The 22,517-nt window shown below is 62.5% G+C and carries 25 protein-coding genes and 1 tRNA gene; 15 read left to right on the forward strand and 11 right to left on the reverse strand.

Translation table 11 applies throughout. The features are described 5' to 3' along the window. Nucleotides 1-2 precede the first annotated feature (2 nt). Nucleotides 3-767, forward strand: a complete 765-nt coding sequence (gene dnaQ, locus HOP59_RS11105; protein WP_234254004.1) for a DNA polymerase III subunit epsilon — start codon at nt 3-5, stop codon at nt 765-767. Beyond that, the gene (gene nudC / locus HOP59_RS11110; protein ID WP_234254005.1) at nt 754-1,536 is read left to right on the forward strand and encodes an NAD(+) diphosphatase; all 783 of its coding nucleotides are present in this window, start codon (nt 754-756) and stop codon (nt 1,534-1,536) included. The genes dnaQ and nudC overlap by 14 nt, the downstream gene beginning before the upstream one ends. Nucleotides 1,537-1,608: 72 nt before the next feature. Here nudC and HOP59_RS11115 read toward each other — a convergent pair whose 3' ends face one another. Next, entirely contained in the window at nt 1,609-1,920 is a 312-nt protein-coding gene (locus HOP59_RS11115; protein ID WP_010628544.1) for an SCP2 sterol-binding domain-containing protein, read from the reverse strand. Nucleotides 1,921-2,062: 142 nt separating this feature from the next. Here HOP59_RS11115 and sohB point away from each other — a divergent pair, with 142 nt between their 5' ends. After that, a complete protein-coding gene (gene sohB, locus HOP59_RS11120; protein ID WP_234254006.1) occupies nt 2,063-3,100 on the forward strand; it encodes a protease SohB in 1,038 nt (345 codons plus the stop codon). A gap of 18 nt (nt 3,101-3,118) precedes the next feature. On the opposite strand, the gene HOP59_RS11125 is transcribed toward sohB, so the two are convergent. Then, complete coding sequence (locus HOP59_RS11125) at nt 3,119-3,439, reverse strand: ArsR/SmtB family transcription factor (protein WP_010628546.1); 321 nt, start codon at nt 3,437-3,439, stop codon at nt 3,119-3,121. A gap of 381 nt (nt 3,440-3,820) precedes the next feature. Here HOP59_RS11125 and HOP59_RS11130 point away from each other — a divergent pair, with 381 nt between their 5' ends. From HOP59_RS11130 to HOP59_RS11140, 3 genes are all read left to right on the forward strand, one after another. Then, complete coding sequence (locus HOP59_RS11130; protein WP_234254007.1) at nt 3,821-5,731, forward strand: propionyl-CoA synthetase; 1,911 nt, start codon at nt 3,821-3,823, stop codon at nt 5,729-5,731. A 209-nt stretch (nt 5,732-5,940) separates the two neighbouring features. Next, the gene (locus HOP59_RS11135; RefSeq protein WP_010628548.1) at nt 5,941-6,612 is read left to right on the forward strand and encodes a 7-cyano-7-deazaguanine/7-aminomethyl-7-deazaguanine transporter; all 672 of its coding nucleotides are present in this window, start codon (nt 5,941-5,943) and stop codon (nt 6,610-6,612) included. A gap of 53 nt (nt 6,613-6,665) precedes the next feature. Continuing rightward, on the forward strand, nt 6,666-7,448 hold the full coding sequence (locus HOP59_RS11140) for an alpha/beta fold hydrolase (protein ID WP_234254008.1): 783 nt from the start codon (nt 6,666-6,668) through the stop codon (nt 7,446-7,448). A 19-nt stretch (nt 7,449-7,467) separates the two neighbouring features. Here the strand turns inward: HOP59_RS11140 and HOP59_RS11145 are convergent, their stop codons facing one another. Further along, nucleotides 7,468-8,757, reverse strand: coding sequence for an ABC transporter substrate-binding protein (locus HOP59_RS11145; RefSeq protein ID WP_234254009.1), 1,290 nt, complete (start codon nt 8,755-8,757; stop codon nt 7,468-7,470). A 134-nt stretch (nt 8,758-8,891) separates the two neighbouring features. Between HOP59_RS11145 and HOP59_RS11150 the strand changes: the two genes are divergently transcribed. Continuing rightward, a complete protein-coding gene (locus HOP59_RS11150; RefSeq protein ID WP_010628551.1) occupies nt 8,892-10,598 on the forward strand; it encodes a potassium/proton antiporter in 1,707 nt (568 codons plus the stop codon). 89 nt (nt 10,599-10,687) lie between these two features. Next, complete coding sequence (locus HOP59_RS23725) at nt 10,688-10,774, forward strand: small membrane protein YohP (RefSeq protein WP_442861953.1); 87 nt, start codon at nt 10,688-10,690, stop codon at nt 10,772-10,774. A 78-nt stretch (nt 10,775-10,852) separates the two neighbouring features. On the opposite strand, the gene nhaD is transcribed toward HOP59_RS23725, so the two are convergent. Beyond that, complete coding sequence (nhaD, locus tag HOP59_RS11155; protein ID WP_234254010.1) at nt 10,853-12,271, reverse strand: sodium:proton antiporter NhaD; 1,419 nt, start codon at nt 12,269-12,271, stop codon at nt 10,853-10,855. 302 nt (nt 12,272-12,573) lie between these two features. Continuing rightward, a tRNA-Ser gene (locus tag HOP59_RS11160) sits at nt 12,574-12,663 on the reverse strand. Nucleotides 12,664-12,738: 75 nt separating this feature from the next. On the opposite strand from HOP59_RS11160, the gene HOP59_RS11165 reads away from it, so the two are divergent. The 7 genes from HOP59_RS11165 (at nt 12,739) to HOP59_RS11195 (ending at nt 16,064) form a co-directional block, all read left to right on the forward strand. Then, complete coding sequence (locus tag HOP59_RS11165) at nt 12,739-13,182, forward strand: NUDIX hydrolase (protein ID WP_234254011.1); 444 nt, start codon at nt 12,739-12,741, stop codon at nt 13,180-13,182. 109 nt (nt 13,183-13,291) lie between these two features. Beyond that, nucleotides 13,292-13,960, forward strand: a complete 669-nt coding sequence (locus HOP59_RS11170) for a Bax inhibitor-1/YccA family protein (RefSeq protein WP_010628554.1) — start codon at nt 13,292-13,294, stop codon at nt 13,958-13,960. Nucleotides 13,961-14,031: 71 nt separating this feature from the next. After that, a complete protein-coding gene (gene tusD / locus HOP59_RS11175) occupies nt 14,032-14,424 on the forward strand; it encodes a sulfurtransferase complex subunit TusD (protein ID WP_010628555.1) in 393 nt (130 codons plus the stop codon). Between the two features lie 13 nt (nt 14,425-14,437). Beyond that, nucleotides 14,438-14,815: a sulfurtransferase complex subunit TusC gene (gene tusC, locus HOP59_RS11180; RefSeq protein WP_234254012.1), complete on the forward strand. Its 378-nt coding sequence runs from the start codon at nt 14,438-14,440 to the stop codon at nt 14,813-14,815. Between the two features lie 27 nt (nt 14,816-14,842). Continuing rightward, complete coding sequence (gene tusB, locus HOP59_RS11185) at nt 14,843-15,133, forward strand: sulfurtransferase complex subunit TusB (protein ID WP_010628557.1); 291 nt, start codon at nt 14,843-14,845, stop codon at nt 15,131-15,133. Continuing rightward, nucleotides 15,133-15,486 (forward strand): TusE/DsrC/DsvC family sulfur relay protein, encoded by a 354-nt coding sequence (locus tag HOP59_RS11190; protein ID WP_010628558.1) that lies wholly within the window; start codon nt 15,133-15,135, stop codon nt 15,484-15,486. Before tusB ends, HOP59_RS11190 begins: the two co-directional genes overlap by 1 nt. Nucleotides 15,487-15,494: 8 nt before the next feature. Then, nucleotides 15,495-16,064 (forward strand): acyl carrier protein phosphodiesterase, encoded by a 570-nt coding sequence (locus HOP59_RS11195; RefSeq protein WP_234254013.1) that lies wholly within the window; start codon nt 15,495-15,497, stop codon nt 16,062-16,064. Here HOP59_RS11195 and HOP59_RS11200 read toward each other — a convergent pair. From HOP59_RS11200 to HOP59_RS11225, 6 genes are all read right to left on the reverse strand, one after another. Then, on the reverse strand, nt 16,033-16,587 hold the full coding sequence (locus tag HOP59_RS11200; protein WP_234254014.1) for a TRAP transporter small permease: 555 nt from the start codon (nt 16,585-16,587) through the stop codon (nt 16,033-16,035). The genes HOP59_RS11195 and HOP59_RS11200 overlap by 32 nt on opposite strands. Before the next feature lie 85 nt (nt 16,588-16,672). Next, entirely contained in the window at nt 16,673-17,656 is a 984-nt protein-coding gene (locus HOP59_RS11205; RefSeq protein ID WP_234254015.1) for a TRAP transporter substrate-binding protein, read from the reverse strand. 28 nt (nt 17,657-17,684) lie between these two features. Beyond that, entirely contained in the window at nt 17,685-18,968 is a 1,284-nt protein-coding gene (locus tag HOP59_RS11210; protein ID WP_234254016.1) for a TRAP transporter large permease, read from the reverse strand. A gap of 9 nt (nt 18,969-18,977) precedes the next feature. Continuing rightward, nucleotides 18,978-20,501, reverse strand: a complete 1,524-nt coding sequence (locus HOP59_RS11215) for an amidase (protein WP_234254017.1) — start codon at nt 20,499-20,501, stop codon at nt 18,978-18,980. Between the two features lie 142 nt (nt 20,502-20,643). Then, nucleotides 20,644-21,600 carry a LysR family transcriptional regulator gene (locus tag HOP59_RS11220; protein ID WP_234254018.1) on the reverse strand — a complete coding sequence of 319 codons (957 nt, stop codon included), beginning with the start codon at nt 21,598-21,600 and terminating at the stop codon, nt 20,644-20,646. 35 nt (nt 21,601-21,635) lie between these two features. Then, nucleotides 21,636-22,352 (reverse strand): FadR/GntR family transcriptional regulator, encoded by a 717-nt coding sequence (locus HOP59_RS11225; RefSeq protein ID WP_010628565.1) that lies wholly within the window; start codon nt 22,350-22,352, stop codon nt 21,636-21,638. Nucleotides 22,353-22,517 lie beyond the last annotated feature (165 nt).

A 22,517-nucleotide genomic window follows, 5' to 3' on the forward strand; every position in this document is an offset into this window, starting at 1 on the left:
CCATGCGTCAGATCGTGCTGGATACCGAAACCACCGGTATCGACCCCCGGGAAGGCCACCGCCTGATCGAGATCGGTGCCCTTGAGCTCGTGAACCGCCGATTCACGGGACGCACCTACCATCAGTACATCAATCCCGAGCGCGAGGTCGAGGCCGAGGCCATCGGGGTGCACGGCATCACCAACGAGTTTCTCGAGGACAAACCGGTCTTTTCCGCGGTCGCCGATGAGTTCTGGGCATTCGTGCGCGGTGCCGAACTTGTGATCCACAACGCCGCGTTCGACGTCGGCTTCATCGACCACGAGTTCAACCTGCTTCTGTCGGCTCGCGGTGAGCCACGCCTGGGGCCGGTGGCCGAGCACTGTCGAATCCTGGATACGCTGAAACTGGCACGCGAGCGCCACCCCGGCCAGCGCAACAACCTGGATGCCTTGTGCAAACGCTACGAGATCGACAACGGTCATCGTGTGCTGCACGGCGCCTTGCTCGATGCAGAGATCCTGGCCGAAGTCTATCTGGCCATGACCGGTGGTCAGACGGCGCTGTCGCTGGATGCGGAGGAGAGCAGCAGTAGCGACGCCATGGCCAGCGGCCTGTCCATCAGGCGCCTTGCCTTGCCTGCCGGCACTCTGCGCGTGGTGCAGCCCGGCGCCGAGGAACTGGCTGCCCACCAGGCCAAACTCGACCAGATTCGTCAGGCATCGGGCAGCTGCCACTGGGACGCGCTGCTAGGCCAGACGCACGAGGCCAGCGATGCTGCGCCGTGAGCTACCGCTCGGCTGTAGCTACGGCCGCCTGATTCGTGTGGCCGATGGACGCATTGCCATCGGCCCGGATGGTAGCCCGCTGCAGCCGGAGCAACCCTGGCCCCAGAGCGTGCAGCCACTGGCCTTCTGGCATGACGAGCCGATCGCGCTGTCGGTGGAAGAGCATGCCGACGAGAGTTGGCCCGACGGACGGCAGTGGCTGGCACGGCTACCGGAATCCTGGTTTCCGCTGATCTCCACCGCGCTGCAGGTGGCAGCCTGGATACGCGATCATCGCTTCTGCGGGCGCTGCGGAGCGCCCTCGGCGCGGCTCGATGCCGAATTCGCCATGCACTGTGAGCAGTGCGGGCATCGTAACTATCCGCGCATCTCGCCCTGCATCATCACCCTTGTCACTCATGGCGAAGCCATGCTGTTGGCTCGCAGTCCGCGCTTTCCGCCGGGACGCTACTCCACGCTGGCCGGCTTCATCGAGCCGGGCGAATCGGCCGAGGAGGCGGTTCACCGCGAGGTGCACGAGGAAGTGGGCGTCAGCGTAGGGCGCATACGCTACTACCGCAGCCAGGCTTGGCCCTTTCCCCACGCCCTGATGCTGGGCTTCTTCGCCGAAGCCGCCAGCCGGCGCATTCGCATCGACGGCATCGAGATCGCCGACGCCGCCTGGTTCACGCCCGGCCGGCTGCCCCAACTTCCGCCGACATACTCCATATCCCGGGCGCTGATCGAAACCCACCTGGCCGAGGTCGCGGGCGGGGTCGCGCGTAAATGACAGGCGGTGGCTTGCAGTAATGAAAAGGGCCGCCTGTTGGCGGCCCTTCGACGCTGTGTCGACGCGGGTCGATCAGCGATTAGGGAACAGGCTGGTGAGCTTGGTGGCCAGCATCACGTTACCGGTGGCCTTGAGCTTGCCTGTCATGAAGGCCGTCATGCCATTGACGTCTCCAGTCATGATGCCTTTCAGGGTATCGGTGCTCATGGAGAGCGAGACGGAAGGGTCGTCATGCTCGCCCTCCTCGATTGCCAGGGTGCCATCCTTGACGACCAGATAATGGCTGCCGTTGTCGCTGAAGTGGAACTGGAAGACATCGTCCATGCCCTTGGCGGCCTGGGGATCGAAGCGCTCTTGCAGTTTATCGAGGGTCGAGATGGACATGGTATTTCCTATGGGTATTGAGCCGGGGACTTGAGAACCTGTTTGTCAAAGGTTATTTCAAACGATCGTTTCAATCAAGTCCGTTGTCAATGTCCTCGGTCGAGGTCACGATTGGCAATCAACCAACGGAGGGAGTGGCAACGTGAATGAATGGCTGATGGATATCGGGCGCTTCATCGTACAGATGTCGGTACTCACGCTGCTGGTCGTCGTGGCGGTGGTGGTCATTGCCCGGATCAAGGGCGAGGGCCGCGAGCGCACACGGCTGAAAATCGAGGAGTTGAACGACCGGCTGGAGTATCGCCGGCGACGCCTGACCCTGGCCGCCACCGAGCCCAGTGCGCGCAAGCGCCTGGTCAAGGCCTTTCGGCGCGACGACAAGAGCCGTTCCCGCAGCCGCAAGTCGCCGTCCGAGCCGCGCCCCACGGTATGGGTGCTGGATTTCCGCGGTGACATCAAGGCCTCGGGCGTGGGGCGCTTCGCCGAGGAGATCTCCAGCGTGATCGCCGCGGCCGAAACGGGGGACGAGGTCGTCGTGCGTCTCGAGTCCGCCGGTGGCCTGGTGCACTCCTACGGGCTCGCCGCCGCCCAGATGGATCGCCTGCGAGAGGCCGGGCTGAAGACTATCGTCTGCGTGGACAAGGTTGCTGCCAGCGGCGGCTACCTCATGGCATGTGCCGCCGACCAGCTGCGCGCCGCACCGTTTGCCGTACTGGGCTCGATCGGCGTCGTCGCTCAGCTGCCCAACGTTCATCGCCTGCTGAAACGCCACGACGTCGATGTCGAATTGCTCACGGCCGGTGAGTACAAGCGGACGCTGACCGTCTTCGGTGAGAACACCGAAGAGGGGCGTGAAAAGTTCCAGTCCGATCTCGACAACATTCATGCTCTGTTCAAGCGTCACGTGGCCGAGCGGCGCCCCGATCTCGATATCGAAGCGGTGGCAACGGGCGAGGTGTGGTACGGGCGGGACGCCCTGGACAAGGGGCTGATCGATGAGCTCGGTACCAGTGAGGCTTATCTGGTATCGCGTATGGAAGAGGCACGTATCATCGGCGTTCGTCTCGAGACCCGCCACCCGATGGGCGAACGGCTGGGAATGGCAACCAGCAAGGCCGTCGAGGGAGCCATCATGCGTGTGCTCGAGCGCCTCGACGCCAGCCGCTGGGAAAAACGCTGAGTGCGGCGTCGCAGCCGCTCACGCCTCCTGCAAACGCACCAGGGCGTCGATCATGCGACGCGCCTGTTCGCCCTGCAGCGAGTAGTAGATGGTCTGCGATGCCCGGCGCGTCGACACGAGTCCTTCACGACGCAGGATCGCCAAGTGCTGCGAGAGGGCGGATTGGCTCAGCGAAAGCCGCTGGTTGAGTTCGGTCACCGAAAGCTCGGCACCGTCCAGCAGACACAGGATACGTAAGCGATTGTCGTTGGCCAGTGCCTTCAGCAGGGCAGTAGCGTTGTCGATGGCCGGGTTGCCAGCTTGAAGAAGCCGGCTTGCAGCGCTGTGCGAGGTGCTCATGATGTTCTCCCCATATTGCCCGAGCCACAGTGGCTTGACTCAGGGCTTGGCGGCTTCAGGCATCTACCTCGGTCCGGGACAAGACAGCGCAAACGACATGTCACAGCCGTTGCTGTTCGGCAGCGCCCAATCTTGGTCATGGCATTGCTGATTTAGTCATCATTGATAGTGACTTCCTCCCTGTCAAACGGAGAATCAACCAAAGTCGCTATTTCCTCCTTGCTGCTCCTCTCTTTTGCTTCTCATTGTCAACAACCCAGTGGCGCCTGACGACAATGTGCCGGCTTTTTTCTCGATATTAGCCGATGGTATGAAGGAAAAACCGAAGAAAATCTCTAAAGTGTCAACAATCAAGTTCTCTTCGATGTCGGACAGATGCCCATGCCAGCCTACAAGAACGAATACCAACGCTCGATCGAACAGCCGCAATCCTTCTGGGCCGACCAAGCGCGCCGGATCCCTTGGTTCACGTCGCCCAAGACCGTCCTCGATTACGACGAGCAAGGGCACGCTCGCTGGTACACGGACGGCGAACTCAACCTGTGCCACGCCGCCCTGGATCATCATGTCGACCAGGGGCGAGGCGACCAGCCGGCCATCTATTGGGACTCGCCCGTCACCGGGGGGAAACGCACGCTGACCTACCGCGAGATGCGCGACGAGGTGGCACTGTTCGCCGGCGCGCTCAAGGGGCTCGGGGTGGAGAAGGGCGATCGCATCGTCATCTACATGCCGATGGTGCCGGAGGCGCTGGTGGCGATGTACGCCTGCGCGCGCTTGGGCGCCGTGCATTCGGTGGTATTCGGCGGTTTCGCCCCTCACGAGCTCGCCGTTCGCATCGACGACGCCAAGCCCAAGGTCGTGGTGGCGGCCTCCTGCGGCGTCGAAATCGACCGGGTCATTGCCTATCAGCCGAACATCGCTGCAGCGATCGAGCTGAGCGAGCACAAGCCCGATGCTTGCATCTACCTGCAGCGTCAGCAGCAGTTGGCCGAACTCGGTCCGCGCGATCTCGATTGGGCCGAGCTGCTCGAGAACGCCGAGCCGGCCGACTGTGTGCCGGTGAAGGGGAGCGATCCTCTTTACGTTCTCTACACTTCCGGGACGACCGGCAAGCCCAAGGGCGTGGTACGCGACACGGCGGGATACGCCGTAGCACTGCATTACTCGATGGAAACCATCTACGACGTGGCCCCGGGCGACGTGTTCTTCTCAGCCTCGGACGTGGGCTGGGTAGTGGGCCACTCCTATATCGTCTATGCCCCGCTGCTGCGTGGCTGCACCACCGTGGTCTACGAAGGAAAGCCCGTCAAGACGCCTGACGCCGGCGCCTTCTGGCGGCTGATCAGCCAGTATCGGGTCAAGAGCTTCTTCACTGCGCCGACGGCCTTCCGCGCCATCAAGAAAGAGGACCCTGACGGCATCCTGCTGCAGCAGTACGATATCTCCTGCCTCAAGGCGCTCTATCTGGCGGGTGAGCGCCTCGATCCGCCGACGTTCCACTGGCTGGACGACCTGCTCGACGTGCCGGTCATCGACCACTGGTGGCAGACCGAGACCGGCTGGCCGATAGCAGCCAATCTGCAGGGGCTCGAACCGATGCCGACCAAGGCCGGCAGCGCCACTGTGCCGGTGCCCGGCTTCAACGTGCAAATCCTCAACCGGGAAGGGGAGCAGGCCGCGCCGATGGAACAGGGCAGCGTGGTCATCAAGCAGCCCATGCCGCCGGGCTGTCTGGTCGGCGTATGGGGCGATCCTCAGCGGTTCCACAGTGCCTACATGGCCGCCTTTCCCGGCTATTACCTGACCGGCGACGGCGGCTACTTCGACGAACAGGGTTATCTCTTCATCATGGGGCGCACCGACGACGTCATCAACGTGGCCGGACACAGGCTCTCCACCGGCGAGATGGAAGAGGTGGTCGGCGCCCACCGGGCCGTGGCCGAATGCGCAGTGATCGGCATTCACGATGCCCTGAAGGGGCAGATACCGGTCGGCCTGGTCATCCCCAAGGACGGTTTCGATGGCGACGAGGTCACCCTGGAAAACGAGCTGATCGCGCTGGTGCGGGAGAAGATCGGCCCGATCGCCTGCTTCAAGCAGGTGCTGGTGGTCAACCGCCTGCCCAAGACCCGCTCGGGCAAGATCCTGCGCAAACTGCTGCGCAACATCGCCGACGGCAAGGAGTACGGCGTTCCCTCGACCATCGACGACCCGGCAAGCCTGCAGGACGTGCACGAAGCCATGAAGGCGCGTGACGTGGGTTCGGCGCACGAGGCACGCCAGGTCTGATCCTCGAGCGCTGAGCCGCCACCCGGCGGCTCAGCGCTCCATCCTCGCTTCGTCTTCTCCTGTCTGCGGACGGGCATTGGCCAGTGCCAGCGGGCCACGTATAATCCCTGCCTCATTCCGGCACCCGACGATACGGGCGCCGGCGAGGGTTCCCTCACCCCTCGTCATCGACTTGGCCGCCGTGGCGGCCGTCAAAAAAGGATTCACTCATGTTCGTCTTGTCCGAAGCGCAGCAGCGACGCTGCCTACTGCTGCTGGTGTCGTTTCACATCCTGGTCATTGCCGCCAGCAATTATCTCGTCCAGCTGCCGTTCACGCTGTTCGGTTTCCATACCACCTGGGGGGCGTTCAGCTTTCCTTTCATCTTTCTCGCCACCGACCTCACCGTGAGGCTGTTCGGCAAGGAGCCGGCCCGCGCCATCATCATGCGCGTGATGCTGCCTGCGCTGCTGATCTCCTACGTCGTCTCGGTCGTCTTCCCCCGTGGCAGCTTCGCCGGCCTGGAAGCGCTGGGCGAGTGGAACCTCTTCGTGGCGCGCATCGCCTTGGCAAGCTTTGCCGCCTACGTGCTCGGCCAACTGCTCGATGTACAGGTCTTCGATCGCTTGCGCAGCCTGCGAGCCTGGTGGGTCGCCCCGGCCGTTTCCACCGTGCTGGGCAATCTCGCCGATACCGCCGCGTTCTTTGCCATGGCCTTCTATCGCAGCCCTGATCCCTTCATGGCAGCCAACTGGGTCGAGATCGCCACCGTGGACTATGTCATCAAGCTGGGCATCAGCCTGTTGTTCTTCCTGCCGCTCTATGGCGTGTTGCTGAGCTCGCTGAGCCGCAGGCTGGTGCAAATCACCGGGCAGCAGGATCTGGCACCGCAGCGGCTCTGAACGATGCTCAGACCAAAATGCCCGGGCCCACACGCTCATGTAAGGGAGGAAGGATGACCGTCGAACTCAATTTCCAGGATAGCGGTGGAGAGGGTACCCCGCTCATCGTCGTCCACGGCCTGCTGGGCAGCGCCGACAACTGGCGCTCCCACGTCAAGCAGTGGCAGGAGCAGCGCCGGGTAATCGCGGTCGACCTGCGCAATCACGGTCGCTCGCCCCACGCCGATGGCATGAGCTATGGCGAAATGGCCGAGGATCTGCTGGCCCTGATGGATCGCCTGGGAATCGACCGGGCACATCTGCTGGGGCATTCCATGGGTGGCAAGGTGGTCATCAGTCTGGCCCGCATGACGCCACAGCGAGTGGCGTCGCTGATCGTGGCCGACATCGCACCGCAGAAGTACGGCCATGGCCACGACGCGGTCTTTGCCGGCCTGCGCAATCTGCAGCGCGGCAGGCCGGAAAACCGACGCGAGGCGGATGCACTACTGGCCGAACATGTCGAAGAACGTGGCACGCGCCTGTTTCTCGCCACCAACCTGGAGCGCGATGCCGAGGGCATGCTGGCATTGCGCGTGGGGCTCGACCAGATCGAGACAGGCTACGAAGAGATCATGCAGGCGCCTGCCGGTGAGGGCGCTTTCGATGGGCCGGTGCTGGTGCTGCGTGGTGGCCGTTCGCACTATGTCCCGGATTCGGCGCTGCCGGCGCTGCGTGAGGTATTGCCGACGGCCGAAGTGGTGACCCTGCAGGACGCCGGCCACTGGTTGCATGCCGAGCAGCCCGAAGCCTTTCAGGCCAAGGTCAACGCTTTTCTCTCAGCCTTGTCAGCCTGATTTCCACCATGCGCATCGGCTAGGGAGTGGCCGTACCCAGGTCTATCGCGAGCCGCTCCAGGGGTGTTGGCACCTCGATGATGCCGGCCTCCAGCAGGTACTGCTCGAGGCGCAGATAGCGCCCCTTGTCCACGGCCGCCGGTTGCAGAGAGAAGCGCGGGGCGATGCCGGCCCAGGCTTCCCGATTGATCGGGTCGGCCAGGGCGGGTTCGGCCTTTTCCAGTAACTCCCACGCCTCCCGGGGATGGTTGACGATCCACAGCGCCGCTTCCTCCAGTGCCGAGACGAAGCGGCGCAGTGCATCGCGCTTGCCATTGAGCTGATCGCGGTTGGCCATCAGGATCAAGCCATCATGCAGTGGCAGGCCGAACTCCTCGATCGGCAGGGTGTGGGTAAATATGCCTTCGTCGGCCAGTTGGCGCGGCAGCAGATAGCGATGATGCATCATCATGCCGTCGACGTCCTGGGCGCGCATGGCATCGAGCATCGCGTAGTTGGTGTCCTTCAACTCCACCAGATCCAATCCGTTGACCGTTCCCAGCAGTTCGCTCAGCACGCTCTGCAGCATGGCATCGCGACCATCGGCATCGGTATAGCCGATGCGCATGCCTTCCACGGCCAAGTCCTGTTTCTCCGAATCGGCATTGGCACGCAGCATCAGCCCCGAGACGGGGGCCGCTATCAGGGTGGCGATACGCACCAGCGGCATGCCGCTATCGACCAGCAGATGCAGTTGGGTCTGGCGCCCCAACGCAAGGTCGGTTCGTCCTGCAGCCAACAGCTTGGCGGGTACGTTGGGATCGGCCGGCACCACCAGCGCCACGTCCAGTCCGCGACGCAGGAACATACCTTTTTCACGTGCTATCAGCAGGGTGGCGTGCTGGGGATTGAGGTACCAGTCCAGCGTCACGCTCAGTTGGGTGGTGGGTGGCGGTACAATCGGATCGGCCGGGGCAGTGACCACCGTTGGCACGTCCGGCGCGGGCTCGCTCGAGCTTTCCTCGTGCTCGTCGAGCGCGCCCGGTGCCTCTGGCAGAAGGTGCCCGATGACCCCGATCCCCTCGACGACGGGGGGCGCCTCGACCAGCGGCACGGCGCCATCCGGCGCCATGGCCTCGCTGATGACCAGGGTGGGAAATACCGTGACCTCAGTGTCGAGTTCGAGTTCGACTTCCAGCGGCGGCGCGGGCAGGGGCTCCGCCTCTTCCGCAGCCGGCTCGGCCTGCAGCAACAGCGGCACCAACAGCAGGGCTGTCGTCAACGCCACTGCCAGGATGCGAATCATGGTGCTGCGATCAGGCTTGGCCATGGCGCTCCAAAGCATGTGTAATCTTCAGTAAGCGACCAGTTTATCGTTGTCATGACAGGCATGGCTAGCTGAGACCGCCCTGCGAGAGTATGGGCGGCATGGCATAATGGAGCCATTCCGGCTCGAGGTCATGCATGGACACCATCAATACGCTGTTTCTGTTATCCGGCTTTCTCATCGCTTTGAGCGTCGTGGCCAGCCGTATCTCTTCGATGGTGGGCTTGCCGCTGCTGCTGATCTTCCTCGGGCTGGGTATGCTGGCTGGCGAAGACGGTATTCTGGGAATTCAGTTCGACGATTATTCATTGGCTTTCCTGATCGGTCACCTCGCGCTGGCCATGATCCTTCTCGATGGCGGGCTGCGCACCCGCCTCAAGACGTTCCGGGTCGGTTTTCGACCGGCGCTCTCCCTCGCCACGCTCGGCGTTTTCGTTACCAGCGCCATCGTCGGCCTGTTCGCCATGTGGATCTTCGACCTGACGCTCGTCCAGGGCCTACTGGTCGGCGCCATCGTCGGTTCCACCGATGCCGCGGCGGTTTTCTCGATGCTCAGCGGTCGCGGCGTGCATCTCAATGAGCGCGTCAGCGCAACGCTCGAGATCGAGTCCGGCACCAACGATCCCATGGCCATCTTCCTGACCGTGCTGCTCGTCGAACTACTGGTAGGCGACATCCGCGGGCTGGGTTCGACGGCAACGTTCATGGCGCTGCAGTTCGGCCTGGCCCTGGTGATCGGGGTGGGCGGCGGCTGGCTGAGCGCCAAACTGCTGCGCTGGCTGGATCTCGCCCCAGGGCTCTACTCACTGCTGGCACTGGGGCTTGGGTTCTGCGTTTTCGGTGCCACCAGCTTCCTCGGCGGCAGCGGCTTCCTGGCGATCTATCTCACCGGGTTGATGATCGGCAACCAGCCGGGGCGCCATCTCAACTTCATTCTGCCCGTGCATGATGGCCTGGCCTGGTTGAGCCAGATCGGGCTGTTCCTGATCCTGGGTCTGTTGGTCAGCCCATCGGGGCTGCTCGAGTTCGCCTTGCCGGCTGCCCTGGTGGCGCTGGTGCTGATCTTCATCGCCCGCCCGCTGGCGGTACTGGTGACGGTCAAGCCGTTCTTTCGCTTCCGCTGGCGGGAAATCGGCTTCATCTCCTGGGTCGGCCTGAGAGGAGCGGTCCCCATCGTATTGGCCATTTTCCCGGTGATCGGCGGGGTGGAGAATTCCGCGCTCTATTTCAACGTCGCCTTTGCCGTGGTTCTGCTCTCGCTGCTGATTCAGGGCGGCACGCTACCCCTGATGGCACGCTGGACCAAGGTGGAGGTGCCCGTTGGCGTGACCCCCAACAATCGCGGCCCGCTCGGCATCCTGCCGGAAAACGATTACGAGATGTTCGTCTACAAGGTGGACAATCAGGATCTCGACGACGTCCCCATTCGCCTGTTGCGCTTTCCCTCGGGCGCGGTGATTTCCGCACTGTTTCGCCAACACGCCATGCTGCACCCCAAGGGCAGCACGCGCCTGAAGCTTGGCGACGTGATTTGCGTCATCGGGCGCAGCGAGGATCTGCCGGCGCTCAACCGGCTGTTCAGCGGCGATGCCAAGTTGAAGCGGGAGCGTGCCTTCTTCGGCACTTTCACCTTCGATGGCGATGCCTTGATGCGGGATATCGCCAGCGTTTACGGCCTGACCCTGAGCCCCGGAGAGAGTGAGATGACCTTGGCCGAGTTCGTGTCCTTGCGGGTAGGTGGCCATCCCGTCGTGGGTGACGACGTCGACTGGCACGGCATTCACTGGGTGGTCAGCGAGATGGACGGCAATCGGGTAACCCGGGTCGGCTTGCGCCTCTATTGAGGCTCAGGCGACACCCGCTTCGCTTGCAGCACTGGAAGGCGGCTTCTATCTTCTCGTAACCACAATCGGCATCGACAAGGAGACGTCACATGCTCAAATTTCTGGCAAGTACCGCCGGGATCATCTTTCTCATTGGCCTGCTGGTGGTCATCGGCCTGCTAATGCTCATCTTCTGACACTCATTTCTCTATGAAAGCGACAGATACGAGACGGGGCAGCCAAGCTGCCCCGTCTTGCGTCTTACCAGCGACTACTCAGCCGATGGTAAAGCTGGCCGCATTGAGCCATAAGTGAACCGCGATGCTGGCCACATAGCCCAACAGGATCACCGGCGCCCAGCGCAAGTGGCCCATGAAGGTATAGTTGCCACGCGCCTGGCCCATGAGTGCGACACCCGCAGCGGAGCCGATCGACAGCACGCTGCCACCCACACCGGCCGTCAGGGTGATCAGCAGCCACTGCCCATGGGACATGTCAGGCTGCATGGTCAACACGGCAAACATCACGGGAATGTTGTCGACCACCGCCGAGACCAGCCCCAGCACGATGTTGGCCCAGGTCGGGTTCCAGCCCAGGTAGAGCGCCTCGGAAAGCAGGCCCAGATAACCCATGAAGCCCAGGCCGCCCACGCACATCACGACGCCGTAGAAGAACAGCAGAGTATCCCACTCGGCCCGTGCCACGCGATTGAACACGTCGAAGGGCACCACGCTGCCCAACTGCGCCAATTTGCGCTCATCGCCACGGGCGGTGTAGCGAGCACGCTTGCGCTCCAGCGAGCGCGGCAGGCTACGGCGCAGGTAATAGCCGAAGAACTGCAGGTATCCAAGGCCCGTCATCATGCCCAGCACGGGCGGCAAGTGGAGCAGGGTGTGACAGGCGACCGCCGTGGCCACGGTGAGCAGGAACAGGGCGATGATGCGACGCGCACCGCGCTTGAGCCAGACGTCCTCGTACACGCCTTCCGGTTTGCGGTTGTTGATGAAGAAGCTCATCACCACCGCGGGAATGAGGAAATTGACGATGGAAGGAATCAGCAGCGTGAAGAACTCATAGAACTGCACGATGCCGGCCTGCCATACCATCAGCGTGGTGATGTCGCCGAACGGGCTGAACGCGCCGCCGGCGTTGGCGGCCACCACGATGTTGATGCAGCACAGGTTGATGAAGCGCTTGTCGCCCTCGGCCACTTTGGTCACCACCGCACACATCAGCATGGCCGTGGTCAGGTTGTCGGCGATAGGCGAGATCATGAAGGCCAGCACGCCCGTCAGCCAGAAGAGCTGCCGGTAGCTGAAGCCCTTGCGTACCATCCATGAGCGTAGGGCATCGAAAACGCGGCGCTCGTCCATGGCGTTGATGTAGGTCATCGCCACCAGCAGGAAGAGCATGAGCTCGGTGAACTCGAGCAGGGTTTCGCGGAAGGCGTGCTCGGCCTGGTCGGGCATGCCGGCCTGCACGTAGACCCAGCCGATCATCGTCCAGATCAAGCCGGCGGCAACCAGCACCGGCTTCGACTTGCGCATGTGCAGCTTCTCTTCGGCCATGACCAGGGAGTAGGCCAGCACGAAGATCAGGACTGCCAGGAAACCGACCATCGAGCCGGTCATCGGGATACTCCCGGTGACGGCAAGCGCGGCCGGGCTGAAGGACATAGCGAGAAGAGCGAGCATAGCGATGCCTGACCACCGGGAGAGGCCCCGGAGTCTGGCGAGGGAACAAAAGCCGATAGGCATGGATTGAGTTCCTGGATGGAGTAGTAGGGGAGGGATGAAAAACGCCATTATTCTAACACCTCATATTGCACCGCAATAGAGGTGGCGAGCGTCCGAATTCGGCTTCGCCAGCACATCGAACTGGTGGCTGGGCGAAGATAGGCGGCATGCAGTGAGCATGTCGCCTATCTGCTTGATGTTGGGCGGGATGGCGGGCAAACGAAAAAAGCGCCCGCAGGCGCTTGATTCTAAAGACTAGGTGGCGGAGGGACAGGGATTCGAACCCTGGAAAGGCTTTCACCTTTGCCGGTTTTCAAGACCGGTGCATTCAACCGCTCTGCCATCCCTCCGGCTCACGGGGGCGAATATTACCAGTTATGCTCATAAGGTCAAGAGCATCGCTGCGTTACCGCCGAGGAGTCGTCATGTCAGCCCCGCGCGAAACACAAACTGGCCCCATCGTCGCCGTCGCAGCGGCGGCGATCGAGCAGGGCAGGGTATTGGTAGTGCGACGCACCAAGCCGCCCAACGCCAATCGGCTGGCACTGCCGGGCGGCCGCGTGGAACCGGGTGAGTCGCTGTTCGAGGCTGCCGTGCGCGAACTGCGCGAGGAAACCGGGGTCGAGGCCGAGGCGGAGCGTGTTATGACAGCCGTCGAGGAGATCCAGCATGATGCCCAGAGACGCTTGCTGTACCACTACGTGATCGTCGTGGTGAGCTGCCGGTGGCTCGGCGGAGAGGCGGTCGCCGGCGACGATGCCAGTGAAATTCGCTGGCTCGACCGCAGGCAGATAGCGCAAGAACCGGAGCTGTGCGAAAACACCCGGCGGGTGGCCGCTGCGCTGTATGAAGAACTATACTCGCGATGAAGATGCGTTGAGCGTTGTAGAACTAAGGACTTGCGTCGGGAACCAACCGACGGCATCCTTGGTCCACTGCTGAGATCAACCAAGATCAACTACAGGGAGCTCTCGATCAATGGCCTATCACGACACACATGTGGCCCAGCACTCGTCCCAGGCCGTCAGCGCCAACAAGGTTCTTCGCAACACCTACGCGCTGCTGGCGATGACTCTGCTGTTCTCCGCCGTCACAGCGGGTGCCGCCATGGCCATGGGCGTCGAGCGGATGAACATCTTCGTGTTCTTCATCGGCGCATACGGCTTGATGTTCCTGGTCCACAAGACCGCCAACTCGGCTACCGGCCTGCTGGCCACCTTCGCCTTCACCGGCTTCATGGGCTTTACCCTCGGCCCGATTCTCAGTGCCTACCTGGCCCTGCCCAACGGCGCCGCGCTGATCATGAACGCACTGGCCATGACCGGTCTGACCTTCATCGGGCTTTCCGCCGTGGCACTGGTGTCCAAGAAGGACTTCAGCTTCCTGGCCAACTTCCTGATGGCAGGCGCCATCGTGCTGATCCTGGCCATGGTCGCAGGCCTGATCTTCCAGATCCCCACCCTGATGCTGATGGTATCTGCCGGCTTCGTGCTGTTCGCCTCGGCCGCCATCCTTTATCAGACCAGCGAGATCGTGCACCGCGCCGGCGAGACCAACTACATCCTCGCCACCATCACGCTGTACGTCTCGATCTACAACCTCTTCGTCAGCCTGCTGGCGCTGCTCGGCATCATGAGCAACGACTGATCGCCGATCACGAGGGTATCGCCGGGCCCCGCTGATGCGGGGCCTGCGCGTTTGAGCAGACAGGTACCGCCATGCGCTACGCTCTACTCGTCCAGGGAGCGCCCTACAGCAGCCAGGCGTCCCATTCCGCGCTGCGCTTTGCCTCGGCGCTGCTGACCCGCGGCCACCGCCTGGAGTGCGTCTTCTTCTATCATGAAGGGGTATACAACGCCGCCCGCCTGGCCGCACCGCCTCAGGACGAACCGCACCTCTACGATGCCTGGTGCGCACTCAATGCCGAACATGGCACGCAGTTGCAGGTGTGCATTGCCGCCGCCCTGCGCCGCGGCATGCTCGACGAGCGCGAGGCCAACCGCCATGGCAAGCACGGCCATAGCGTCGAGCCCCCCTTCGAACTGACGGGGCTCGGTCAGTTGATCGACCTGGGGCAGAGCGTCGACCGCCTGGTGACCTTCGCCCCCTGAGGAGAACGAACGGATGTCGTCACACGCCCCTGCCACCGGAGACCTGCTGGTCATCCTGCGCCACGCACCACATGGCAGCAGCTGGCTGCGCGAAGGTCTGGATGCGGCCTTGGTGGCCGCGGCTTTCGGTCAGTCGGTGACGCTACTGTTCCAGAGCGATGGCGTACTGGCCCTGGCCCGTGGCCAGCAGACCGGACCGCTGGGCCAGAAGAGCACTGCGCCCACCCTGGACATGCTGGCCATGTACGACATCGAGTCGCTGTACTTCGTCGAGGATGCCCTGGCGAGCTTCGGCCTGACCCAGCAGGATCTGCAACTCCCGGCCTCGGGAATCCCCGCCGCAGTGATTCCCGAGCTACTTGCCGGCCACAAGCTGATCCTGACTTTCTGATAGGCTTCGATGCCACTGTGAGGCTTCATGATCCTGCATATTCTCAACCGACCGCCCAGTTCGAGCCTGGTGTATCGCGAAACGCTCGCCGCCATGAGCGACACGGACCGCCTGCTGCTGGTCGAAGATGGCGTGCTGGGTGCACTGACGTCCCAGGTACGTCATTTCCAACAGGTTGAGGGGCGTCTGTTCGCGCTGCGCGAGGACCTGCACGCACGCGGGCTCGAGGGCCAGTGCGACGCCGTCGTTCAGGTCGTCGATGTGGATGGCTTCGTCACCCTGACCGAAGAAGCCGACAAGACGGTGAGCTGGTTCTGATGGCTTCCACCGAAGTTGCACGCTACCTGAACGTCGGCGACAGACGCATCGCCCTGGACCCGGAAGGCTACCTCGTCGAGCTCAGCGACTGGACGCCGGCCGTGGCCGAGGCCCTGGCCGCCGAGGAGGGACGCGATCTCGGCGAGGAGCACTGGGAGGTGATCGAGGTGATCCGAGATTTCTATGCCCGCTATCAGGCCTCACCGGCCATGCGCCCGCTGGTCAAGGCGGTGGGCCTGGCTCTGGGGCCGGAGAAGGGGCGCTCGCTGCACCTGATGCGCCTGTTCCCCGACAGCCCCGCCAAGGTAACGGCTCGCCTTGCCGGGCTGCCGAAACCTGCCAACTGCCTCTGACGGCCCACATGAACTTCCTGGCCCACGCCTGGCTTGCCCGCGGCGGCAGCGATGAGTTTCTCTACGGTAATCTGATCGCCGATGGGGTCAAGGGCAGCGACCTTTCCGGCTGGCCTGCCGAGGTGGCGCTGGGGATTCGCCATCATCGCCGGGTCGATGCCTTCGTCGATGCTCACCCGATCGTACTGTCGGCGCGCAGGCGCGCGCCTGCCGAGTATCGGCGCTATGCCGGCATCGCGCTGGACCTGCTATGGGATCATTTCGTGGCCCGTGAACTCGAGCTCGAGACTCAGGAGTCGCGTCTGGTGCTGCGCAGCTATCGGGTGCTGAGTCACCGTCCCGCACCGACACGCCTGGAGCGGATGATACCGGCCCTGGTCGCCCAGGACTGGCTGCACCGCTACGCCGATTTCAGCTTCACCTGCGATGCGGTGCGGGGGATCGGCAACCGCCTGTCGGGCCCCAATCGGCTGGCTGCCCTGGTGCCCTGGCTCGAGACGGACTACGGCAACCTGCAGCGCGACTTCGACCGGCTGTGGCCGGCGGTCACCGAGGCCCTCGAGGTTCCTGCCCACTGATTCGGCTCATACGGGTCGACTCCGCCATTTTCAGCTCGCAGGCTCGCGCCAGCAGATGAACCAGGATGATCGCGGCGCAGATCGGCACTGCCATTGCTACCCAGGACATCGGAAACCCGAGCGTATCTGCGCTGAGCCGGGCCTGTCGTGCAATGAATCCGCGTGTCGTATCCATCCCCGGGCCGAAGATGCTGAAATAGATGATCGGCACCAGAAAAATAAGCACTGCCGTGCCGCGCACGAGTGCCGTGAGCTGCCACCAAGGGCTCCCCTTGTCGTGACAGGGATCCTTGAAGAGTGCCGGATCGTCTTTCGACTTGAAGGAGAGAGTGGCACCAAGCAGCCCACTCCAGACCATCATGTAGCGGGCCATTTCTTCAGTCCAGGATGGTGGTGCGCTGAAGGCATAACGCGCAATGACTTGTATGGCCACGAACACCAGCATGGCCGTCAGACACAGCACCGCCAGGCGCCGTGTCAGCCAGTCCAGCCAGTCACTGAAAATGACGATTGAGCGATACATATTCGGCACACCCTGTCAGGAACACGACGATTACCCAGCCCCGGTGCCAGTTTGAGCCTGGTACCGGGGAGCCTACCCGCTGAAATCAGCGGGTACGTTGGGCCAGCTCCGACCAGGTTTCCACCTGCTCCGCTGTCAGCGTCGTGTCATGATAGACAGGCTGTGACAGTTCACGGAATCTCTCTCTCGCCGCATCCGACAACACCATGACCTCTACGCCGGCAGCTTCCAGTTCCGCCAGCGCTTTGGGCGTGACCTCCTCCAGCCAGTCGCGGTTGGCCTGGTTGGCAACCTCGACGGACTCATCGACGATGCCTCTCTCCTCATCGCTCAGGCCCCGGTACCAGTCATCCGACACCAGGACGGCGCGCAACGCATTCATGACATTGGCATCGGTGTAATAGCGCACGATGTCAGTTTGGCCAAACATGATGGGTACGAGCGGCGTATTGATGTAGCCGTCGACGATTCCTGTCTGCAGGGCAGCCGGGACCTCCCCCCAGGAGACGATGGTGCCATTGGACCCCCAGGCCCTGTAGAGGGCGATCTGAGCATCGTCGAGGGCGCGCATCCTCAAACCGGACATGTCATCGGGCGTGGTGACGGCCTTGCGTGTCGTGATGATGCCCGAGGGCGGCCCGAGCGGCACGATCGCCAGCAATCGAACGCTGGCATGGGCAATGTCGTCATTGATGCGATTCAACACCTCGCCTTCGACCAAGGCCCGGTCCATATGGGCCACGCCATCGAACAGATAAGGCAATCGCACGCCGAAGATGAAGGGGTCGATTCGCGCGACGGAATTCACATCCGACAGCGATACTTCCAACAGCCCCATTGCGATCTGATCGAGCTTTTCCGCCTCACCTCCGACGGCGTCACGTGGCAGCTCCCTGGCCCTCAGGCCCCGTTCATTGAGCGCTTCGGTAAAATGGTGCGCCCACACATAGGAGCCTGACTTCTCTAGGTCCGGCGGGCTGTCGAGGGCAACCTTGATCTCACTGCTCCAGGCTACTGTGGTCAGAGCAAGCAGGGCACCGGCCAAAGCCAGCTTTTGCAACAGTTTCATGGCATGTCTCCTCTTGTGGTTATTATGGTCAATCCACTTTGAAGCCGAATATCCGAGGCAGTGACAGACTGATCTCAGGAAAGAATGCAATCATCAACAGGGTGACGATCTGCACGGCGATGAACGGCAGGGTTGCCAGGGCAAGCCGCCAATAGTCGAGTTTGGCGATAGCCGCCACCACGATGAGGCACTTGCCCAGGGGCGGCGTTATCAAGCCGATGCAGAGGTTGAAACACACCACGATGCCCAGGTGTACCGGACTTATCCCCTGAAGCAGGGCCGTAGGTGCGAGTAGTGGCACCAGAAGGGTGAGCGCCACCGGGGTGTCCATGAACATCCCGGCAATCAACAGCACCCCGATCAGCAGGATGAGATAGCGAGTCCCGGTAAGTCCCGCCGACTCCACCCATCCCGACAGCAACTGCGGCCAGCCGAGCAGCCCTGCCAGATAGCTCAGTACCGCAATGGCACACAGGATGATGAATATCGCGCCCGTCAAACGGGCCGTTGCCTCTGCCGCTTCATAGAAGAGCTTGGGCGTCATGGCGCCCAGCAGCCTGCCGACAAGAATGGCAGCCACGACTGCCAGTGCGGCACCCTCGGTCGGCGTGGTCAGGCCGAAAACGATGCTGCCCAGGATGATGACCGGGATGGCCAGGGCAGGGGCGGCCCTGAGGAAGCTAGCTCGAAGAGGCGGTACTTCGATGGTGTCTCCACCAGGGTGATTCTCTCGGCGAGCAAGCCAGCCGTTCATGCCGAACAGCATGCAGGCCAGCAGCAGACCGGGAAGGATGCCGGCGACGAATAGCGCTGCCACCGAAGTGCCGGTCAACCCGCCATAAATGATCATGATGATGCTGGGTGGAATGATCGGTCCGATCATGGAGGAGGCCGCCGTGATGGCGCCGGCGTAATAGGGCGAGTAACCACGCTCCCGCATGGCAGGGATCAAGGTATTCGACACTGCCGCCGAATCGGCCACGGCGGAGCCCGATATACCCGAGAAAAAGAGACTGGTCATGATGTTGACGTGTCCGAGCCCACCCTTGAGACGTCCCAGCAGGGCCATCGCCAGATCGATCAAGGCTCGCGTCACCCCGGTGCGGTTCATCAGCTCGCCAGTGAGGATGAACAGCGGCATTGCCATGAAGGCGAATACATCCAACTGGGAGAAGATACGTTGGGGAACGATGGCCAGATACTGGGGATAGCCCGCCGCAATGAAAGCAAGGATCGCGGTTGCCCCCATCAGATAGGCAAACGCCGTACCGGTGGTGAGGAATACCAGAAAGGCTGCAATGACGTAGGCCATGACTAACTCCTAGACGGGAACGGATGCCGACGTCGCGGAGTGGCCATCGTCCGAACCGGGAGGCGACGTGACGATGGACTTCAACTCCGGTGTGGGCTCGGAAAGCCTGGCGAGATCCGGCTTCGGACGCCGTGTCGCCTGTAGCGATTCGAAGGCTTGCTCGATGGCTCGGGCAGCCTGCAGCAATTGGGCGTCTCCCCTGAACTGGCCGATCACCTGCATGCCGAATGGCATGCCGGCATGGTCGAGCCCGCACGGCATCGACAGGGCCGGGTTGTTGGCCAATGTGACCACATAGGTGAGTGCCAGCCAGCGATAGTACGTGGCGAGCGGAATGCCGTCGATGCGCTCGGCATAGGCCTGCTGCCAGCTGAAGGGAGTCACTGGGGTTACCGGGGCAAGCACCACATCCACATCGGCCAACGTCCGTTGGAAGCTGCGAAAGATGCGTGTCTGTTCAGCATGCGCCCAGGCCCGGTCCGCCAGGGACATGGATGCGCCGAGCTCGTAGTTGGCCTTGACGGACGGGGCCAGAAGTTCCGGGTTTCGCCTGTAATCGTCATGGAAAGCGGCAACGAAGCTTTCGGCACGCACGACGTCGAAGCATTGATCAGCCTCACCCAAGTCGAAATCGAGCGGACGACACTCGCCAAACAGAGGAGCAATCGCTGCCATGCGCTCGCGAAACACCTTGCGGATATCGTTATCGACGGCACAGACGCCGAAGTCTTCGGTGTAGCCGACACGCAGCGAACGCAATTGCGGCGGATCGAATGTACCGAAGGGGGCGGAATCGTTGCTCGTCGAGAGCGGGTCGCGAGAGTCGTACCCGATCATGGCGCGAAGCAGAAGGCAGAGATCGTCAACGTTGCGGGCCATGGGGCCGAGCAACGATATCGAGGACCAGCCCAGGGGGCGAGTCGCGTGCGGGACCAAATTCGGAGAGGGGCGAAAGCCCACGATGCCACACAGTGCGGCCGGAATACGCAGTGACCCGCCGGTGTCCGACCCGGTGCAGAGGGGAAGCATGTCAAGCGCGAGCGCTACCGCCGAACCGCCTGACGAGCCTCCGGCATTCAGCATGGGATTGAAGGGATTGCCGGTGGCCCCCCATACCGGGTTTCGGGTATTGGCACCGGCGCCCATCTCCGGCACGTTGGTCTTGCCGACCACGATTGCCCCGGCGCGGCGCAGCGAGGCCACCAAGGGGTGGTCGGCGGAAGGAACATGGTCCCGAAAGCGGGGAGAGCCATAGGTCGTGAGCAGGCCCTGCGTTTCCTGGAGATCCTTGATGCCGATAGGCAAGCCGTGCAGGGGACCGACGTTGTCGCCACGACGCAGCCGATGCTCCGCTTCGCGCGCCTCTGCACGGGCCCGTTCGTAGCAGGTGGCAGTGACGGCATTGACGGCCGGATTCAGGCGTTCGATCCGCTCGATACAGGAGGCCAGGAGCTCGATGGGAGACACCTCTCCCAGTCCCATCAAACGCATCAGTTCGCTGGCTGACGCGGACGTCAGGTTATCTGAAGACATGCAATACGCCCCACCTGAGCCGAGAGTCTTTTTTTTGTCATGACTCGAGCGTACGCAGCGGAGCGGGGGCAAACCAATGAAATCTTGCCGGCAGCGCATTACCAAATGGTAATGCCATGAAACGATAGCTCGCGCGCCACCGTTACAGAGGAGCGAAACGCGCCTGGCGGCTGGCCTGCTCCAGACACTCGCGAAAGAGATTGGACGTCGCGTTGGCGGACTCCTTCCTCCAGTAGCAGCGGGCCTCGGAGAGCACGCCTTCCATTTGTAGTGGCAGAATGGTCAGGTCGCCCTTTCCCGCATGGTGCCGTGCCAGCCATTGGGGCATGAGACTGATGAAGGGGGAGATCCGCATGAGCTCGATATTGAGCGGGAGCGATGTGGATTCCACATGACCGGATGGAAATGCGAGCCCCGACTTGGCCAGGAAAGCATCGATGGCCTGTCGTGCCAGCGATCCCGCGGCCGGACTGATCCATGGCCAGGCGACCGCATCCTTCCATTCGATCTCCTGGCGCCCGGCCAATGGATGCTGCACGCCGGCCACCAGCAGAACGGGTTCGCGTAGCAGGGTGGCCTGCTCGATACCCTCGCGGAACACAGGCTCCCATACCCGGGCGATCAACAAATCCAGCCCGCCGCTTTCCAGCATCGGCAGCAACTGATTGAAATGGCCCTCCACGACCGAGACGACGGCAGGCGGAGCGGTGATTTTCAACAACCGTATCGCCTCCGGCAGCAGGGTAGGGGCAATCGAGGTGACGACACCGACGACGACACGGCCACCGAGCCCGCGATGCACGGCATCGACATCGAATTCGGCCCGTTCGATCTGCTGCACGATCTCCCTGGCGTGAGTCGCCAGCCTCTCGCCGACAGGCGTCAAGACGATGCGATTGCCCTGTCGCTGCACGATGGGAATCTTCAGCGCTCGCTCGATCTCGCCAATTTGCTTGGAAACGGCAGGCTGAGTGACGTTCAACTCCTGAGCGACCCGGCTCACCTGTCCCATCTCGGCCAGCAGCGCAATCGTACGCAGATGTCTGAGCTTCAGGGTCTGTTTGAAGAAGCGCTTGATGTCCTGGTTGGTTTCCGGCATCTCGGTGCTCTCGACTTGGGTCACTCATCCAACGACTAATTGAAGCCAGCGAGGATCAGGCCTTGCGAGGCGACTTCGAAGTGCTTCTCGAGGGCCGCGCGAGCCGCATCGGGATCGCGTTCCATTATCGCCTGCGCGATGGCTCCATGCAGAGCCACGACCTCTTCGCGCGCGGTGCTTGACGTGCGATAGCGCCAAACGATGGTGTTGGTGTCATGCATGGCCGTGGTCAGGGACGATACCAGTACCGGAAACAGAGGATTGCGTGTCGCCTGCGCCACCGCAACATGAAAGGCAATGTCGGCCTCGGTCATGGCCTCGACTTCGTTATACGACGTCCGCATCCGCTCGACCAGGGAGAGCAGTTCTCTCGCCTCGGCCTCGCTGCGTCGACCCGCGGCCAATTCCACGGTGCGCAGCTCAATGGCGCGTCGCGCATCCAGCAGTTGTTGAGGATTGAGCTGCTCGGTGCGCAGGGCGTGAGACAAGGTGAGGGCAATGGCAGTGTCGTCGAATGCTGCCACGCGTGTACGGCGACCGGCACTCATCTCGAGGATTCGCATGGCGGCCAGCGATTTGAACGCTTCACGCACTACGGTACGGCTGACGCCAAGGGCCTCGATGAAGTAGGCCTCGCTCTGCAGCGGATCGCCTGCCATCAACCCTTGTCGATGAATGTGATCGAGAATGCTGCGCATCGCTTTATCGACCATCGTCTCGGGAGCCTCTTCGCTTCCGCGCTTCACTGTCATTCGCCATCCTCTGACTGTCGTCATGCCGGGCAGGTCGGCCGTGTTGCGATTATGATGCCACACCGCTGGGCTCCCGTCTGGTTGCATCCCTCCAACACCTGGCATATGTTAGGCACAACCTATCATATAGGTTTTTGCCATCCATGCGACGTTAGCGCTGACGTT

The sequence above is a fragment of the Billgrantia aerodenitrificans genome (assembly GCF_021404405.1).
GTDB classification, from domain to species: Bacteria; Pseudomonadota; Gammaproteobacteria; order Pseudomonadales; family Halomonadaceae; genus Halomonas; species Halomonas aerodenitrificans.

Excerpts from the sequence above, each read along its gene's own strand:
- dnaQ (WP_234254004.1), top strand. The coding sequence starts at position 3 with ATGCGTCAGATCGTGCTGGATACCGAAACCACCGGTATCGACCCCCGG.
- nudC (WP_234254005.1), top strand. The coding sequence starts at position 754 with ATGCTGCGCCGTGAGCTACCGCTCGGCTGTAGCTACGGCCGCCTGATT.
- HOP59_RS11115 (WP_010628544.1), bottom strand. The coding sequence starts at position 1,920 with ATGTCCATCTCGACCCTCGATAAACTGCAAGAGCGCTTCGATCCCCAG.
- HOP59_RS11125 (WP_010628546.1), bottom strand. The coding sequence starts at position 3,439 with ATGAGCACCTCGCACAGCGCTGCAAGCCGGCTTCTTCAAGCTGGCAAC.
- HOP59_RS11130 (WP_234254007.1), top strand. The coding sequence starts at position 3,821 with ATGCCAGCCTACAAGAACGAATACCAACGCTCGATCGAACAGCCGCAA.
- HOP59_RS11135 (WP_010628548.1), top strand. The coding sequence starts at position 5,941 with ATGTTCGTCTTGTCCGAAGCGCAGCAGCGACGCTGCCTACTGCTGCTG.
- HOP59_RS11140 (WP_234254008.1), top strand. The coding sequence starts at position 6,666 with ATGACCGTCGAACTCAATTTCCAGGATAGCGGTGGAGAGGGTACCCCG.
- HOP59_RS11145 (WP_234254009.1), bottom strand. The coding sequence starts at position 8,757 with ATGGCCAAGCCTGATCGCAGCACCATGATTCGCATCCTGGCAGTGGCG.
- HOP59_RS11150 (WP_010628551.1), top strand. The coding sequence starts at position 8,892 with ATGGACACCATCAATACGCTGTTTCTGTTATCCGGCTTTCTCATCGCT.
- HOP59_RS23725 (WP_442861953.1), top strand. The coding sequence starts at position 10,688 with ATGCTCAAATTTCTGGCAAGTACCGCCGGGATCATCTTTCTCATTGGC.
- nhaD (WP_234254010.1), bottom strand. The coding sequence starts at position 12,271 with ATGCTCGCTCTTCTCGCTATGTCCTTCAGCCCGGCCGCGCTTGCCGTC.
- HOP59_RS11165 (WP_234254011.1), top strand. The coding sequence starts at position 12,739 with ATGTCAGCCCCGCGCGAAACACAAACTGGCCCCATCGTCGCCGTCGCA.
- HOP59_RS11170 (WP_010628554.1), top strand. The coding sequence starts at position 13,292 with ATGGCCTATCACGACACACATGTGGCCCAGCACTCGTCCCAGGCCGTC.
- tusD (WP_010628555.1), top strand. The coding sequence starts at position 14,032 with ATGCGCTACGCTCTACTCGTCCAGGGAGCGCCCTACAGCAGCCAGGCG.
- tusC (WP_234254012.1), top strand. The coding sequence starts at position 14,438 with ATGTCGTCACACGCCCCTGCCACCGGAGACCTGCTGGTCATCCTGCGC.
- tusB (WP_010628557.1), top strand. The coding sequence starts at position 14,843 with ATGATCCTGCATATTCTCAACCGACCGCCCAGTTCGAGCCTGGTGTAT.
- HOP59_RS11190 (WP_010628558.1), top strand. The coding sequence starts at position 15,133 with ATGGCTTCCACCGAAGTTGCACGCTACCTGAACGTCGGCGACAGACGC.
- HOP59_RS11195 (WP_234254013.1), top strand. The coding sequence starts at position 15,495 with ATGAACTTCCTGGCCCACGCCTGGCTTGCCCGCGGCGGCAGCGATGAG.
- HOP59_RS11200 (WP_234254014.1), bottom strand. The coding sequence starts at position 16,587 with ATGTATCGCTCAATCGTCATTTTCAGTGACTGGCTGGACTGGCTGACA.
- HOP59_RS11205 (WP_234254015.1), bottom strand. The coding sequence starts at position 17,656 with ATGAAACTGTTGCAAAAGCTGGCTTTGGCCGGTGCCCTGCTTGCTCTG.
- HOP59_RS11210 (WP_234254016.1), bottom strand. The coding sequence starts at position 18,968 with ATGGCCTACGTCATTGCAGCCTTTCTGGTATTCCTCACCACCGGTACG.
- HOP59_RS11215 (WP_234254017.1), bottom strand. The coding sequence starts at position 20,501 with ATGTCTTCAGATAACCTGACGTCCGCGTCAGCCAGCGAACTGATGCGT.
- HOP59_RS11220 (WP_234254018.1), bottom strand. The coding sequence starts at position 21,600 with ATGCCGGAAACCAACCAGGACATCAAGCGCTTCTTCAAACAGACCCTG.
- HOP59_RS11225 (WP_010628565.1), bottom strand. The coding sequence starts at position 22,352 with ATGACAGTGAAGCGCGGAAGCGAAGAGGCTCCCGAGACGATGGTCGAT.